The organism is Sphingomonas sp. QA11 (genome assembly GCF_028473665.1).
In the GTDB taxonomy this organism is placed as follows: domain Bacteria; phylum Pseudomonadota; class Alphaproteobacteria; order Sphingomonadales; family Sphingomonadaceae; genus Sphingomonas; species Sphingomonas phytovorans.
Genome location: NZ_CP098774.1, coordinates 2397846 through 2412511, shown reverse-complemented (window position 1 = coordinate 2412511; position 14666 = coordinate 2397846). Strand labels below are relative to the sequence as shown.

The 14666-nt window shown below is 63.4% G+C and carries 21 protein-coding genes; 16 read left to right on the top strand and 5 right to left on the bottom strand.

Annotated features, from left to right (window positions below):
* Nucleotides 1–3: 3 nt before the first annotated feature.
* The 3 genes from NDN01_RS11300 to virB11 are packed head-to-tail and all read left to right on the top strand — an operon-like array spanning nt 4 to nt 2794.
* On the top strand, nt 4–690 hold the full coding sequence (locus tag NDN01_RS11300; RefSeq protein ID WP_272628168.1) for a TrbG/VirB9 family P-type conjugative transfer protein: 687 nt from the start codon (nt 4–6) through the stop codon (nt 688–690).
* Nucleotides 690–1799, top strand: coding sequence for a TrbI/VirB10 family protein (locus NDN01_RS11295; RefSeq protein ID WP_272627473.1), 1110 nt, complete (start codon nt 690–692; stop codon nt 1797–1799). The genes NDN01_RS11300 and NDN01_RS11295 overlap by 1 nt, the downstream gene beginning before the upstream one ends.
* On the top strand, nt 1796–2794 hold the full coding sequence (virB11, locus tag NDN01_RS11290) for a P-type DNA transfer ATPase VirB11 (protein WP_272627472.1): 999 nt from the start codon (nt 1796–1798) through the stop codon (nt 2792–2794). Before NDN01_RS11295 ends, virB11 begins: the two co-directional genes overlap by 4 nt.
* A 297-nt stretch (nt 2795–3091) precedes the next feature.
* On the opposite strand, the gene plsY is transcribed toward virB11, so the two are convergent.
* Nucleotides 3092–3754 (bottom strand): glycerol-3-phosphate 1-O-acyltransferase PlsY, encoded by a 663-nt coding sequence (plsY, locus tag NDN01_RS11285; RefSeq protein ID WP_272627471.1) that lies wholly within the window; start codon nt 3752–3754, stop codon nt 3092–3094.
* Between the two features lie 443 nt (nt 3755–4197).
* The gene (locus NDN01_RS11280; RefSeq protein WP_272627470.1) at nt 4198–4509 is read right to left on the bottom strand and encodes a hypothetical protein; all 312 of its coding nucleotides are present in this window, start codon (nt 4507–4509) and stop codon (nt 4198–4200) included.
* Between the two features lie 143 nt (nt 4510–4652).
* Here NDN01_RS11280 and NDN01_RS11275 point away from each other — a divergent pair, with 143 nt between their 5' ends.
* Together NDN01_RS11275 and NDN01_RS11270 are read left to right on the top strand one after the other, a co-directional pair.
* Entirely contained in the window at nt 4653–5369 is a 717-nt protein-coding gene (locus NDN01_RS11275) for a DJ-1/PfpI family protein (protein ID WP_272627469.1), read from the top strand.
* Between the two features lie 40 nt (nt 5370–5409).
* Nucleotides 5410–5613, top strand: coding sequence for a hypothetical protein (locus NDN01_RS11270; protein ID WP_272627468.1), 204 nt, complete (start codon nt 5410–5412; stop codon nt 5611–5613).
* On the opposite strand, the gene NDN01_RS11265 is transcribed toward NDN01_RS11270, so the two are convergent.
* Both NDN01_RS11265 and pncB read right to left on the bottom strand, forming a co-directional pair.
* Nucleotides 5610–6095 carry a hypothetical protein gene (locus NDN01_RS11265; RefSeq protein ID WP_272627467.1) on the bottom strand — a complete coding sequence of 162 codons (486 nt, stop codon included), beginning with the start codon at nt 6093–6095 and terminating at the stop codon, nt 5610–5612. The two genes, NDN01_RS11270 and NDN01_RS11265, sit on opposite strands and share 4 nt — an antisense overlap.
* Before the next feature lie 308 nt (nt 6096–6403).
* On the bottom strand, nt 6404–7708 hold the full coding sequence (pncB, locus tag NDN01_RS11260) for a nicotinate phosphoribosyltransferase (RefSeq protein WP_272627466.1): 1305 nt from the start codon (nt 7706–7708) through the stop codon (nt 6404–6406).
* Nucleotides 7709–7770: 62 nt separating this feature from the next.
* Here pncB and NDN01_RS11255 point away from each other — a divergent pair, with 62 nt between their 5' ends.
* From NDN01_RS11255 to NDN01_RS11225, 7 genes are all read left to right on the top strand, one after another.
* Nucleotides 7771–8355 carry an isochorismatase family protein gene (locus NDN01_RS11255; RefSeq protein ID WP_272627465.1) on the top strand — a complete coding sequence of 195 codons (585 nt, stop codon included), beginning with the start codon at nt 7771–7773 and terminating at the stop codon, nt 8353–8355.
* 156 nt (nt 8356–8511) lie between these two features.
* The gene (locus NDN01_RS11250) at nt 8512–8994 is read left to right on the top strand and encodes a hypothetical protein (protein WP_272627464.1); all 483 of its coding nucleotides are present in this window, start codon (nt 8512–8514) and stop codon (nt 8992–8994) included.
* 165 nt (nt 8995–9159) lie between these two features.
* A complete protein-coding gene (locus NDN01_RS11245) occupies nt 9160–9483 on the top strand; it encodes an ArsR/SmtB family transcription factor (protein WP_272627463.1) in 324 nt (107 codons plus the stop codon).
* Complete coding sequence (locus NDN01_RS11240; RefSeq protein WP_272627462.1) at nt 9480–9890, top strand: SRPBCC family protein; 411 nt, start codon at nt 9480–9482, stop codon at nt 9888–9890. Before NDN01_RS11245 ends, NDN01_RS11240 begins: the two co-directional genes overlap by 4 nt.
* Nucleotides 9891–9933: 43 nt before the next feature.
* A complete protein-coding gene (locus NDN01_RS11235; protein ID WP_272627461.1) occupies nt 9934–10152 on the top strand; it encodes a hypothetical protein in 219 nt (72 codons plus the stop codon).
* A 7-nt stretch (nt 10153–10159) separates the two neighbouring features.
* Entirely contained in the window at nt 10160–10591 is a 432-nt protein-coding gene (locus tag NDN01_RS11230) for a DUF1801 domain-containing protein (protein ID WP_272627460.1), read from the top strand.
* A 124-nt stretch (nt 10592–10715) separates the two neighbouring features.
* Nucleotides 10716–11135 (top strand): DUF1801 domain-containing protein, encoded by a 420-nt coding sequence (locus NDN01_RS11225; RefSeq protein ID WP_272627459.1) that lies wholly within the window; start codon nt 10716–10718, stop codon nt 11133–11135.
* Nucleotides 11136–11179: 44 nt separating this feature from the next.
* On the opposite strand, the gene NDN01_RS11220 is transcribed toward NDN01_RS11225, so the two are convergent.
* Nucleotides 11180–11482 carry a hypothetical protein gene (locus NDN01_RS11220; protein WP_272627458.1) on the bottom strand — a complete coding sequence of 101 codons (303 nt, stop codon included), beginning with the start codon at nt 11480–11482 and terminating at the stop codon, nt 11180–11182.
* Between the two features lie 430 nt (nt 11483–11912).
* Here NDN01_RS11220 and NDN01_RS11215 point away from each other — a divergent pair, with 430 nt between their 5' ends.
* From NDN01_RS11215 to NDN01_RS11200, 4 genes are all read left to right on the top strand, one after another.
* Entirely contained in the window at nt 11913–12110 is a 198-nt protein-coding gene (locus tag NDN01_RS11215; protein ID WP_272627457.1) for a hypothetical protein, read from the top strand.
* Nucleotides 12111–13442 carry a radical SAM/SPASM domain-containing protein gene (locus NDN01_RS11210; RefSeq protein ID WP_272627456.1) on the top strand — a complete coding sequence of 444 codons (1332 nt, stop codon included), beginning with the start codon at nt 12111–12113 and terminating at the stop codon, nt 13440–13442.
* Between the two features lie 204 nt (nt 13443–13646).
* Nucleotides 13647–13919, top strand: a complete 273-nt coding sequence (locus NDN01_RS11205; RefSeq protein ID WP_272627455.1) for a PadR family transcriptional regulator — start codon at nt 13647–13649, stop codon at nt 13917–13919.
* Nucleotides 13916–14560: a hypothetical protein gene (locus tag NDN01_RS11200; RefSeq protein WP_272627454.1), complete on the top strand. Its 645-nt coding sequence runs from the start codon at nt 13916–13918 to the stop codon at nt 14558–14560. Before NDN01_RS11205 ends, NDN01_RS11200 begins: the two co-directional genes overlap by 4 nt.
* Nucleotides 14561–14666 lie beyond the last annotated feature (106 nt).

Genomic DNA, 14666 nt, shown 5'->3' with positions numbered 1-14666 from the left:
TTTGTGGCGTTCCTGCTTGCCCTGCTCCTGCCGGTGGCGGCCACGGCCCAGATACGGCCTACACCGGGGCCGGGCGATCCGCGAGTCCAGTCGGTGCTCTACGACACCAATCAGGTCGTGCAATTGCAGGTCGCGACGGGCTATCAGCTCAGTGTGGAATTCGCGCCGGACGAGCGGGTCGAGAATGTCGCGATCGGCGACAGCGGCGCGTGGCAGGTCACGCCCAACAAGCGCGGCGATCACCTGTTCATCAAGGCGGTGCAATCAGGCGTCACCACCAACCTGACCGTGGTGACCGACGCCCGCACCTATGTGTTCGATCTGCTGCCCTTGTACGGACCGTTGCCGGACATGGCTTATACGGTACGCTTTACCTATCCAGCGCCCGCCGTGGCGAGTATCGCGACGGCGGTGCCGGCTAAGCAGCCTGGCCGCTACAAGCTTGGCGGGTCGCGCGCGATCCGTCCGACCGAAATCGACGACGATGGCGAGAAGACCTATATCGTCTGGCCGCCGGACAGGCCGCTGCCGGCGATCTTCGCGATCGACGAGAAGGGGCGGGAGATGCTGGTCGACGGCGCGATGCGCGACGGCCAGTATGTGATCGACAGCATCAAGCCGAAGCTGTTGTTCCGTCTCGACAAGGATCTGGCGAGCGCGGTGCGCGTGATCCCAAGGGCGAAGCGCTGATGGGAATCTCGCCCTCCGCCAATGGCGGCGATCCCCGGATCGGCCCCGATGGGGAATCCAGCGTCCGACCGGTGGTCGCGCTGCCATCGTCGGGCATGCCCTGGTGGATATTCGCGATCGGTCTCGGCCTTGTCGCGGTTATCCTGTTCAGCGCTCTCGACATGCGGCGGCGGTCGCTGACGGCGCCGATCATCAAGCCGCGCTTCGACGACAATCTCGGCGGCGCCGCCCCGCAGCCAGCGCCGCTCTACATACCACTCGCGCCGCCCGCACCGGTTGTGGTCGAGACGCCGGCACCGCCCCCGCCGCCGCCTCCACCACCGCCGCGCATGCAGCCGCCGCAGATCGTCTACGTGCCGCAACCCATGGCGCAGCCACCGGTCAATATGGAGCCACCGGCACGGGCGCGTGCCACCGCAGATCCGGCGCTGGTCCTTGATACGACGACCGGCGATGCCGGGGCTGTCGCTGCCGGCGATGGCGCGCCGGCTGCTGCCGGAGACGGCGGCGGCACCGCACTTGCCACGCGTGCCCGTGCGAGCGTGATGCGGCATCGCCCGACCACCGTGCCGCAGGGCACGCTGATCCCCGCCGTGCTGGAGACGGCGCTTGATTCGACCAGGCCCGGTCTCGCCCGGGCGCTTATCCAGCGCGACGTGCGCGGCTTTGATGGCAGCAGGGTATTGATCCAGCGCGGCAGCCGGCTGATCGGCGAGTATCGCGCCGATCTCCAGCCCGGCCAGAATCGCGCGACAGTGATGTGGACCCGCCTCGTCCGCCCGGACGGCGTGACCATCGCGCTGGGATCGCCCGCCGCCGACCCGCTCGGACGCGTCGGGATCAAGGGCAAGGTCAATACCCATTTCTTCGAGCGTTTCAGCTCGGCGATCCTGCAATCGGCGCTCGATGTCGGGGTCAATCTCGCTTCGCGCATCGGCAATTCGAACTCGCCGGTGATCGTCGCGCTGCCGAACACCTTGCAGAACGCGACCGGGGGATTGACCCAGGCCCAGCAGATCCAGCCGACCCTGAAAGTGAAGCAGGGCACCGCGATCAGCGTGTTCGTGGCGCGCGACCTGGATTTCACCAGCGTCGAGACCAAACGGTGAGCGCGGCGGCGCGGGACGACCGCCCGGTCTATCTGCGCAGCTATCTCTCGCCGCTCGCGGGCGTGCTCGAACGGACGGACGTGACCGACATCTATGTCAATCGTCCCGGCGAGGTCTGGGTCGAGACGACTAGTGGCACGATCGAGCGGCACGAAACGCCCGGGCTCGACGAGGCGACGCTCTCGCGACTCGCGCGCCAGATCGCGGCGCTCTCGCACCAGGGCATCAGTCGCGAGCATCCGTTGCTCTCCGCTACCTTGCCCGACGGCGCGCGCGTGCAGGTGGTCGGGCCGCCCGCGACGCGCGGGCCGCTCGCCCTTGCGATCCGCAAGCATGTCTCTCCCGACCTCGCACTAAGCGACTATGTCGCGAGCGGGGCCTTTGCTGAAACGCGGCACGGCGAAGAAGACACGACCGACGTGGATCGTGCGCTGACGTCGATGCTCGACGCAGGCGATATCGCCGGCATGCTGGCCATGGCGGTCAAGGCGCGCAAGAATATCCTCGTCTCCGGCGGTACCTCAACGGGCAAGACCACCTTCCTCAACGCGCTGATCCGCGAGATCCCGGCTGAGGAGCGGCTGATCCTGATCGAGGATACCCCCGAGCTTCATCTGCGCCATGACAATGCCGTTGGTCTGCTTGCCGCGCGGAGCGCGCTGGGCGAGGCGCGGGTGAGCGCTGACGATCTGCTCGGTGCGTCGCTGCGCATGCGGCCCGACCGGATCATCCTGGGCGAACTGCGCGGCGAGGAGGCGTATGCGTTCCTGCGCGCGGTCAATACCGGCCATCCCGGATCGATGACCACCGTCCATGCCGACAGCGCCGAACGGGCGGTCGAGCAGATCGCGTTGCTGGTGTTGCAGACCGGCACGCGGCTGAACCGGGACGATGTGCTCCACTATGTCCGCAGCACGGTCGATGTGTTCGTCCAGCTCGCCCGCGCGGGTGGGCGCCGGCATGTGGCCGAGGTGGTGCTACGCCGGCGGCGATAATGCGTGCGGATGGTCGTGAACCACGATTGACCGCCAGTGGACGCCCGTTCGTTCATGCTGTGGCAGGGGCTATATTCTGAACAACAATACCATGGAAAAGCGCTGCCGCCGCGCGGCGGACTGGCGGATTCGGGAATCGCGAAGCCGGGTATCCATGGCGAGATCGGCATTGTGATCGGAACCGAGGGCGTATGGTGCTCCGGATATTTCGCTTGGCGAAAATGCTTGGGCCACCGTGTCGTTGGAAAGCAGCAGCTTCGGACATCGGCGCTAGCAGCCGATAACCGCGTCGCCTTTTCAGGCCGGTTCCCGGCTGCCCAATCGCGCCTCCGTGCCCGCCAAAAGCCGACCGATATTCGCCCGGTGACGGAAGATGACATAGACAGCGCCGATCGCCGTCAGCAGAAGGAAGGGCGTCGGCTGACGAAACAGCCACATGAAGACGAGTGCGGCAAAGGCTGCTGAGATCGAGCTCAGCGAGACGACGCGTGATATTGCGAGTACGGCAGCGAAGACGATCGCCGCGCCAAGCCCGACTTGCCATGATATCGCCAGCAGTACGCCCAGGCCAGTTGCCGCCGATTTTCCGCCAGTGAACCGGATAAAGATTGATCGGCTGTGTCCCAGAATGGCCAGCAGTGCCACGACCATGATCGCCCAAGGTAGCCAGATGCTCATCTCGATAGAGGGCGGCCTGACGAAAATGACTGCCGGTAACGAATAGAGCCAGTACGCAAAGGCCACGGCCGCGAAGCCCTTGAGCAGATCAATCAACAATGCGGCCAGGGCCGGCGCTTTGCCCAGAGTTCGCAAGACATTCGTGGCACCAGTCGATCTGGAACCATGCTCTCGAATATCGATGCCGCGAAGCAGCTTACCCAGCCAATAGCCTGTAGGAATCGAGCCGCATATATAGGCGACCACACCCGCCAGGACATTGTAGGCGATCCAAGCTGCCATGCAGATTCCTCAGTTCTCAACGGGCCTACACCAATTCCGCACCTTTACGATACCGAGAGCTAGCCGGCCGGTCCCGCCGCCTACCCCGGCTTTCGCCGTGGGGCAGGACATTGCTTCATAATGACCCTTCCCGAAGTTGGGCGACCAAGGCTCGAAGGGCAAATTCCCTGTTATCGTCAATCAACAGGGAATTTTGTTTTTCTTTGGCCTTTCTGGTTTGCTCTATCTCATTATTTCCATTCTGTAATAACAACTTATGTCGAAATTCCCTGTTATCGAAGAACAGGGAATTTCGAAACAGGAACAGGGAAAATTTCCTGACGGAACAGGGAAATTCGATTTCAATCACCATGAGAAAGAGCGTGGACGGTAGCGTTCAGTCGACTCCACGCTGCGCCACTTCTCTCGAATGTTGAATCGATTCGCCAGCGTGCAGGCATGAATCAAGTTTCGGCGCGGTTCCGGTGAGGGCGCAGCACGGCGCGGGGGCGGAGGACATGGGCGCAGGCGGCGTGGCCGTTCGCCTTGGCGGGGTCTTCCGGCGGAAACCGGCCGGTGTCGGGAAGAGCGATCCAGGAGATACCCTCGGCCGTGCAGAGTTCGACGAGATGCTGGCCGGGGCCAGCAGCCTGGACCGGCGATGCCGACAGGACGAACAGGGCTGGCCCGACCAGCAGCAGGCCCGGCCGCTCGCCGGACAGGCGGCGGCGCGGGCCGGCTACATCCTCGTCGCAATGGCTCTCTTCCCCCGGCACGCAACGCCCTTTCCTCAAGCGGCAGCGATCCGCAGCCAGTCAGCGGCTGTCGGCGGCATCATGGAGCGCTTTGCGGCCTTCGGCGACGGCAAAAAGCCCCGATATGGCGTCATCACAGCATCGGTTCCGCGGGGCCACGCGCTATGCTGAATCCGGGCAGGGTGGAGGACGCGGCGATGGAAGGACATGGGGAAGGGAAAGACAGCAGCAAGCCGATCATCGGCATGCCGGTGTATGATTCAGTCGACATGCTGGACGTCACGGGTCCGTATGAGATGTTCACCTGGGCGGGGTTCGAGGTCGAACTGGTTGCGGCGGAGAGCCGCATGCACTGCTTTCGCGAAGGTTTCCGTTTCGAGGTGCTCAAGACCTTCGCTGAAGCGAGCCCGGACTATGCGGCTCTGTGGGTGCCGGGCGGCGACCCGGCGGCGCTTAACGTGCTGATGAAGGACGACACCTATCTTGGCTTCCTGCGCGACAAGGCGGCGGTCACGCCTCTGGTCGCTTCCGTGTGCGAAGGGGCGATGCTGCTGGCCGCGGCGGGTCTGCTCGACGGCTATGAGGCGACGACTCACTGGGCCTTCATCCCGTGCCTCAAGCACTACCAGGGGGTGAAGGTGGTCGAGGGCTATCCGCGCTACCACCTCGACCGCGACCGGCTGACGGGGGGCGGCATCTCCTCCGGCCTCGACGAGTCGTTGCGGCTGATCGAACTGCTGAAGGGAACCGAGGTGGCCAAGCAGGTACAGCTCACGACTCAATATTATCCCTGTCCGCCGGTCGGCGGTGCGATCCCCGGTACCGATGAATGTCCGCTGGATACCGCCGGCGATAATATTCCACTCTGCATTCCCTGCTGACGGGGTTGCAGCCGATCGGCGCGCGTCGCATCTAGCAGCGATGCGAACCACCGCCGACAGCGTGTCCGTGCGCCTCTATCATTTGTCCGATGGCGATGACGGGGGAGGGGCCTCGACCCTGTTCTACGGCCCGCTTGGCGAGGCCATGGCCATCGCCGCGGCGCAGCCGGAAGAGGTTCAGGCGGGACTGTTCCTGGCGACGGACAATGATGTGGTGGCGTATCTTGATCTGATCGAGGGCTAGCGCCAGACCCGCATATCGAACCAGTCGGCCGCGTCCTCGCCGTAGAGCAGGAGGATGGCAAACGCTTCCATGGTCAACTGGATGAGCGAAATTGCCAGCGTCGCCATGCCGCCATCATTGACGGGATCGACGATCCCGATGCCGCGCAGGAAGGCGACGCTCGTCACCACGCCCAGCACCCAGCGCGCGACCAGCGTGCCGCGCGCCGAGCGCGATTTGAAGAAGAAGACGAGTAGCATCAGCGACAAGGCGAAGGCGGCACCGACCATCCTGATCGCCAGGATCCTGCCCGCCAGAATCGCGCTTGCTTCGGGTGTGATCGGAAAGCCGAAGGCCATCGATCGCGCAGTGTACAGCGCGAGCGTGACGGAGAGGATGACGGAGAAGCCGAACAGCAGCGCGAACAGGCGGATCGATAGTGGTTGTGGCACGATATTTCCCCACCGGATCGACTGCGTATAGCCGAGCGCATTTCGATCCATGCCGCTCGCTCGTTCGGGGAGCGAGTAGCCGATGGGGGATTAAAGGCCCGTAAAGTGGCGGGAACGCGGTTCTGCGGCGACGGAAATGTCGTGGATCATTGCGATATCTAAGTCGGATCGACGTTCACGATGGCACAGTTGCAGCAAAGAGAAGGGGGCGCGCGGAGGACGCGGAGCTGATGCGAACTCGATCATCACGTGCTTGTAATCGCAAACCGCCCGAGCCGCAGGCCGGAGCTTCTCAGCGTCCTTCGCGCCTCTGCGCGAATCATCATCCTGGGCCGCCGGTTGTGAAAGTCGATCCGGTCCTAAACAACCACCTCGCTCGCAACGCGGCCAGCTTCGCCAAAGACCCGCAGATAGCGCTGGATCTCGGCTGGATCGCCGGTTGCCTTGGCCGGGTTGTCGGAGAGCTTGACCGCCGGGTGCCCGTTGGCGCTCGTCACTTTGCACACGAGCGAGATCGGCTCGAGCCCGGCGCCGCCGTGCGGATCGCAGCCGCGGAAATCGTTGGTGAGATTGGTCCCCCAGCCGAAGCTCATGCGCACGCGGCCGTTGAAATGCCGATAGGTGCGCTCGATCGAGTCGACATCCATGCCGTCGGAGAAGATCAGCAGCTTGGTGCGGGGATCGACACCATGCTGTTCCCACCAGGCGATGATCTGCTCGCCGCCCTCGATCGGCGGCGCGCTGTCCGGGCGGAAACCGGTCCAGTCGGCGACCCAGTCGGGCGCGCCGGCCAGGAAGGCGGTCGTACCGAAAGCGTCTGGCAGCACGATCAGCAGGTTGCCGGCATAATGCTGGCGCCATTCCTCCAGCACGCGGTACGGCGCGGTGGCGAGTTCGGCATCGTCGCGAGAGAGGGCGGCCGCCACCATCGGCAATTCATGCGCGTTCGTGCCGATCGCCTCGAGATCGGCGTCCATTGCCAGCAGCACGTTGGATGTGCCGATGAAGCGGTCGCCGAGCCCTTCCTTGAGCGCCTCGACGCACCAGCGTTGCCACAAATGGCCGTGGCGCCGCCGCGTCCCGAAATCGGAGAGGACAAGATCGGGCAACTGCTTCAGCCGTTCGACCTTGTCCCACAGGCGTGCCTTGGCGCGAGCATAGGTGACGTCGAGCTCGAAGCGGTCGTGATTGCGCAGGGCAGTACGCGAGCGTAGCTCGTTGATGATGCAGAGGGCCGGAATCTCCCACATCATTGTGTGGGTCCAGGGGCCGGCGAAGCGCAGCTCATATTGGCCGTCGACAGTCCTCAGCTCATAGGGCGGCAGCTGAAAATCGGCGAGCCAGGCGATGAAGTCGGGCGCGAACATCCGCTCCTTGCCGTAGAAGCTGTTGCCGGCGAGCCAGATCAGCTCCTTCTTGCCGAACCGTACCGTGCGCGCATGATCGAGCTGGGCGCGCAATTCCGCCTCGTCAATGAACTCAGCGAGCCTGACCGTCCTGGTGCGATTGAGAACCGAGAAGGTCACCTCGACATCCGGATGGAGATGCCGGATCATCTGCAGCATGAGCAGCTTGTAGAAGTCGGTGTCGAGCAGGCTGCGCACGATCGGGTCGAGGCGCCAGCCGTGATTATAGGAGCGTGTCGCGATGTCGGTCAGAACCATGGCAACCTTCTCCCGGCAAATGCCGCGAGCGTCTACCCCCACAAATGCCGCCGGAGCTTGAGATGAAGAAGATCGTGATCGTCGTCGACACCCAGGCGGACTTCATGAATCCCGATGGCGCGCTGGCGGTCGGCGGAGCCGATGCGCTGGTCGCGCCGATGAACGCCTGGCTCGGGGCGTTGAGTCCCGACGAGACCGCCGCGGTGCTGTTCACCTTCGATACGCATTTCGCCGACACCTACCCGTCGTCGCCGGAGGCGGCCGAATTCCCGATCCACTGCATCCGGGAGACTGCGGGGTGGCGCAATGTCCTCGACGCTGGCCGGGTCGATCCGGCCATCCCGGCCTGGCGGCTGGAAAAGGGCGTGTTCGCGATGTGGGAGGAGGACGGGCTGATGGTGGAGCCGATCGGTGGTGGCGCGCAGGTCGATCGCGACGCCTTTTTCCGTGACCTGAAGGCATCGGGTGTCGGGGACGCGATCGTGATCGGCGTGGCGGCGGACTATTGCGTGCGCTGGGCGATCGACGGCCTTGTCGACCGCGGCTTCAGCGTGACCGTGCCCGAAGCGCTCACGCGTGGCATCGCCAGGCCGATCGAGCAGGTCCTGGCCGACGACTTCGCGGGACGCGCCGTGGCCCTCGCGTGAGAGCCGTGCGACAATGTTCGCTTGCACCATTGTGGACAGGATCGTGCCGCTTTGGGATGCCGACGGCCCATGCCCGCCCTTGGAGTGGCCAGGACGCCTGCGCTATCATCATCCTGAAATCGCGGCGGGACAGCCCGGCCGGGTGAAGGGCGCTACATGAAGCTGGTCAGTGAACGCTCCGAAACAGTCATCGCGCAGGAGGCGGCAGCGATGGCAGTCGCCTCCGCGGTTCGAGAACTGACGGCGAACCTCATTCTTGTGTCGCGCGGCGCCGGCAAGGCGCGGAACGTCGGCGTTCAGGCCCTGGCCCTGATCGAATCCTTCCAGGAATATCATGACGCTTTCGGGCGGCTGCCGGAGCAGGAGCTCACCGAATTCCTCGACCATGACCGCCTGTGGGGCGATGTCGACTGGTCGAGGTTCGACGACGATTACGCCGACCGCCATTTCGCCACGATCAAGATGGTCCGGGGTGCGTTGCAGATGACGGCGTCGAGCCTGCAGGGGCAGCGGAGCGACTATCTGGCGGGCGAACGCGAGTTGCATGACGGCAGCCGTGCGCGTCAGGATACCCTGGCCAGGGCCGATGTCAGTCCCGGCAAGGCTTCCCGCTGGTCGCTGGGGCGTACGGCCAAATAGCAGGAGCCCGAGGGCGCCCTAGACCTATTCACTACTGGTTATGTAACTGGCCGTCCGTGGTGCGCAAGCGTTCGCTTTCCGTGGCAGTGATAATTGTTGCCACTTGACTCATTCATATCTCGATGGTTATGGATTTATCAATAGCCAGGAAGTTATCGATACCGGATGCCCGACACTCAGGACATACTCTTCCGGACGCTTGCCGATCCGACGCGACGGGCCATTTTCGAGCGGCTGTGCCGTGACGGCGAGCAGACGGTCGGAGCGTTGACGGCGCGTGCCGGCGTTTCGCAGCCTGCCGTCTCCAAGCATCTCGGGGTCCTGAAACAGGCTGGGCTGGTGCGCGACCGGCCGGACGGTCGCCAGACGCATTACAGCGCGCAGCTCGGCGCCCTGGCCCCTCTGATCGACTGGACGAGCCAGATGGCCGGCTTCTGGCAGAGCCGGTTCGACGATCTCGAGGATTTGCTCAGAAGGATGGATCAATGAACGATACCGCGACCGAAACGCGCACCGTCACCGTCGAACGCGAGATAGCGTGGCCGCCGGAAAAGATCTGGCGCGCGCTTACGCAGCCGCACCTGATCGGGGAATGGCTGATGAAGGGCGACATCAAGCCTGTCGTGGACCATCGTTTCCATTTCAGCGCCGACTGGGGCGGCGTCGATTGCCAAGTCCTTGAGGTCGAGCCGAACAGGATTCTGTCCTATAGCTGGGGTGGTCTTGGCCTTGAGAGCGTCGTCACCTGGACTCTCAGCCCGACCGACACGGGGACGCGCCTGCGCATGGAGCAGTCGGGCTTCAAGTCGGATCAGCAACAGGCTTATTTCGGTGCGAAGGCGGGGTGGCCCCGGTTCCTGGGCAATCTCGAACAGCTCCTGGCGCGGATGGACTGATGCCCCGGCGTTTCGGCGCCATCCTTCGACGGAGATTCCGTACATGTTGAACGCATGGATTCGGCAAGGCCATCGCTGGCTGTCCATCGTCTTCACGGCGACCGTCATCGCCAATTTCGTCGCCATGGCGCTGGGGACACCGCCGCCCTGGATCGTCTATTCGCCGCTGCTCCCGCTCTTCCTGCTGCTGTTCAGCGGCCTGTACATGTTCGTGCTGCCCTACGCCGCCAGATGGCGCGGCTGGCGGCGCGCCGTCGGGTAGTGGCGGAATGGCCGACAAATCGAAGGGGGCCGCCGCCGCGCCGTCTCTCCTCGCCGGGGGCAACCCCCAGATCGCGAAGGGCGAGGGGGATGCTCCGGTGCAAGCCTATATCGCGGCCATGCCTGACTGGAAAAGCGAGGTCGGGCGCCGCCTCGACGTGCTGATCGAGCGAACTGTTCCCGGCGTGCGCAAGGCGGTTAAATGGAACTCGCCGTTATACGGGGGTGAAGGTGAGGGCTGGTTCCTCGGAATCCATTGCTTCAAGCGATATGTGAAGCTGGCTTTCTTCCGCGGCACGTCGCTGGACCCGGTGCCGCCCAGCGAATCCAGAAGCAACGACACGCGCTATTTTAATATCCACGAGGGTGACGACCTTGATGAGCAGCAACTCGCCGACTGGGTGAGGCAGGCCAGTCAATTGCCCGGCGAACGGATGTGAGCAACTTTTGCCCGCGAACGGATGTGAGCAACTTTTGCCCGCGAACGGATGTGAGCAACCTTTGCACTCGAACGGATGTGAGCAACCCGGGGGCTCTCGGGCGACAACGATCATGGAGAAGAGGATGACCAGTTCGAAGGAAGAAGGCGGGGACTCCGTCTCCCAACTGATCGATGCGCGGATCAGGGAACTGGGCGACTGGCGGGGCGAGTTGCTTGGCCGGCTCCGCGGCCTGATCAGGCAGGCCGAACCCGATATGGTCGAGGAGTGGAAGTGGCGCGGCGTTCCGGTGTGGGAGCGCGAAGGCATGATCTGCACTGGCGAGACGTACAAAAATGTCGTGAAGCTGACCTTCGCCAAGGGGGCCGCGCTGGAGGACCCGTCGGGCCTGTTAAATTCGAGCCTCGACGGCAATGTCAGGCGCGCGATCGATTTCCACGAGGGCGACAAGGTCGACGAAGAGGCGCTGAAGACGCTCGTTCGCGCGGCGGTGGCGCTCAACATGTCGACCGGTCGCCCCGCTCGGCGCCGGAAGGGCGAATGAAGGTCACATGTGGTCACCGAGATCGCCGGGATCGCGCCGGACGGTCACCCCCAAAGTGGATCGAGTTGTTCGTGAAGGTCGAACCCCGTCAGGTAAGTCGTTTCAATGGTTTGGATTGATAGCGTCTCTTGCGGGCCATCATCGGCGGGATAACGAAATACCGTCACGATGAGGCTTGGCGTCCCCACGACAAGAAGTGTCGCGCGGTTCTCATCCGAACCGTAGATTCGATATCGACCGCGCTTGATCGCCGCGCGCGCGGTACTTTCCAGCGGATGCCTGAGGGCTTGCTCGCTCGACACGACCCGCTGTGAGCTGTGGCGCTTCCGGCCGCCGAACAGACTCATCAAAAATCTCATTATTCAAAGAGATTGGACATGGGCGGTATTTCCCGGGCGCGAGTCGTCGCGTGCAGGAGCGAGCGCTTTGGCTGATGCGGGAGCAAGGCGGGACTGGGCCGAATTGGCGGCGTCGGGCTCACCGACTTGATCAACTCAGCGGAGAAATGCTGATCCCAATCAGGTTGCGATGATGGACCGCGTTCTTGTTCCGGGAGCCGGGGTTGGAATTACGTGCCTATCGAAAGCTCAGAATCGGATCAAAAACCATAGCGCCCCTGTTCATCGAGACGTAGCCGGGGCGTTCTTCCGATGAGAATCCCCTTCGTCATTTACGTATTCGGGAAAGGATCGTGCAGCGACTGCAAAACAATTGAATTGCGGTCGTATGAGAGTCGATGCATCTTCACTCGGTACTCGACTCGCCTGGAGATAAACAATGAGTGATGCGGAAAATGCGGATTCGTACAATAACGAGCATGCGCGTCGCCTGATCGAGAACGTGGTCGCTTCGAGTGATGAGTGCGACGCCTACACGATCACTTGCAAGCCGAAGATGCTGAGCTGCGATCCCGTGTCGCAATGCATGGATTTCAGCTCTCCGGGATGCTCGCCGCTTGAAAAACAGTCCAATTGAATGACCTCCGCTACGCTCGCCGCGTCTGTGTTCAACGTTGCGGTGAAGCGGGATGGCGACGCGTTCGAGGCCATTTATAATACGGCGACGGGAAATTACCTGGTCCTCGACGATCGGTTGCGCGCTCTCTACGGCGCTATCCGCTCAGGCGATGTGCTGGCGGAGGATGGCGACATTCTCCACCAGGCAGGTTTCGCTGTCGACCGCCAGATCGACGAGGTCGAATCCGTCGGCATCGCCTTCAACACCGCCCGGCAAAACAAATACGCGCCGCACCTGACCATCACCCCGACGATGGATTGCAATTTCGGTTGCGACTATTGTTTCGAAACGCACGTCAAAGGGATGATGAGCGTCGCTGTCCAGGATCGCCTGGTCGCGTTCGCTGATGGTCTTTGCGAGTCGGTCGGGCCGTCCCCGGCGCTCAGCGTGACCTGGTTTGGCGGCGAGCCGCTGATGGGGCTCGCGGTGATCGAGCGATTGAGCGCGATGTTCCAGGAACGCGAGCGCAGTGGCGCGATCGGCGCCTACAAGGCCAACATCATCACGAACGGCTATGGGCTGAGCGTCAAGACCTGCTCCATGCTCGATCATTGCGGTGTCTCGCACGTGCAGATCACGCTCGACGGGCCTGCCGAGGTGCACGATTCGCGTCGTTTCCTCAAACGGAGCCGGGGCGGCACCTTCGCCAAGATCGTTGCCAACATCCGCCATATTCCCGCGTCGATGGCGGTGCTGGTGCGAATGAATGTCGATCGTTCGAATCAGGACCAGTTCGAGGACCTGTATCGCGAACTGGATGCCGAGGGGCTGCTCGACCGTATCCAGGTCGATCTTGCCCATGTCGAGAATTTCTCCCGGCAGCCGACAGCCGCGACGGTGCTCACCGCGCGCGAGTTCGCGCAGTTCAAGTCCCATGCCATCGCGGTCTGCGCGCGAAACGGCTGGCCGATCGCGCACGCGGCCCCGACGCCGAGCCTCACCGGCGTATGCCAGGTGGATTCGATCAATGCGTTCGTGGTGTCAGCGAAAGGCGAGCTCTACAAATGCTGGGCCGAGCTCGAGAATGACGGGCGTTGCATCGGCCGGCTCGACGATCCGGCGGGCTGGCCGAGGCTCTCGAAAAGCCCGCTCAGCGAGCGCGATCCGCTCGACGACAGCGAGTGTCGTGCCTGCGCGTTGCTGCCGACCTGCATGGGCAGCTGTCCTAAAGTGCGCGACCTCAACCGCAATTTTCACGGCAAGCAGTGCCCGCCGTTCAAATATATGTTCGACGAACTGGTCTATCGTCAGTTCGGTACCGATACGAGCATCCGCAAGCTGCTTTATTGACTACCGGCTTTCGGGCCGCGGCGCGGACAGGGTGCCGCTGCCACGCTCCACGCTCTCGGCGAAGAATGCGGAAAGGACGTGTTGCGCGCCATAGCTGTTGGCGTGGCCAGGGTCGTTCGGGTCTCATGGCGCAACCCGGTTTGACTCTTAAATCTACATATGTTGTATTGAGCCATGGCCCGAAAGCGACAACCGTCGAAGCAGATGCGCATTCTCCTCGATTCGCTGTCAGTGCAGCGAGAGCAATGGCGGCATGGATATGATCTCATGAAGGAGACCGGCCTCTTGTCCGGAACGCTCTATCCCTTGTTGATGCGGATGACCGATCAGGGGCTCGTCGAGGCCGAATGGCGCGAGCCGGCGCAGCCTGGCCGGCCTGCCCGGCACGCCTATCGATTGACCGCCGTGGGCTTGGCGCTCGCGCTGGAGATGCCCGATGACCGCGAGACTCTTCCATCGGGAGGGGCGCTCGCATGAAGACCGCAGTAGCGCGCGCGGTGATGGCCCTGGCCGCCTGTTGCCTTGACGAGAGCCGGCGCGAATGGTCGGCGGCGATGCGCATCGAGTTCGAGACAGCGATCGTGGAAGGAAAACCGCTGCTGTTCGCGAGCGGCTGCCTGGTGGCGGCCTGGCGCGAGTTGCTGACGCGGGAACAAGGCCGCTTTGTCCTGACGAGCTACGCGCTGGTACTCGGCCTGATGATCCCGATGGCCGCGCTTCAGATCGGATGCGCGCTGCTCGGGCTGCCCTATCTCTATCCGGGGCAGCGCGGGCTTTCCGGCGCGCTGCTTGAAGGCGGCGCGCATGAAGCCCTTCTGCGTGGGGTCTATCAGGCCGCCATCCCCTCGCTTGCGTTTCTTCAGTTGTTGATTGGCCTCGGGCACCTTCGCATCGCGTGGCTGATGCTTGAACGCGACTGGAGCGGCGTCACGCGCCTGGCAATGTTCATGGCGGCCGCTGCGGCGACCCTCATCCTGTTCATGAGCGTGCTCTTCCTGAACGGTACCCAGGCGCTGCTGCAGGGGGCCGTGCTGACGATCGAGCTTGCAACCGTCACGATGGTGGCGCGGTGGCACGCCCAGCTATTTCCCACGGCCGGTACCGAACAGCCCGGGTAGATATTCAAGCTGCTTTTGTTTGCCGGAACTTCGGGAGCACCGCTCCGGAGATCGGGGCCGTGTGCTTGCAAGCGGTGCCGCGACGCGACGCGTCTTATCGCGGGAA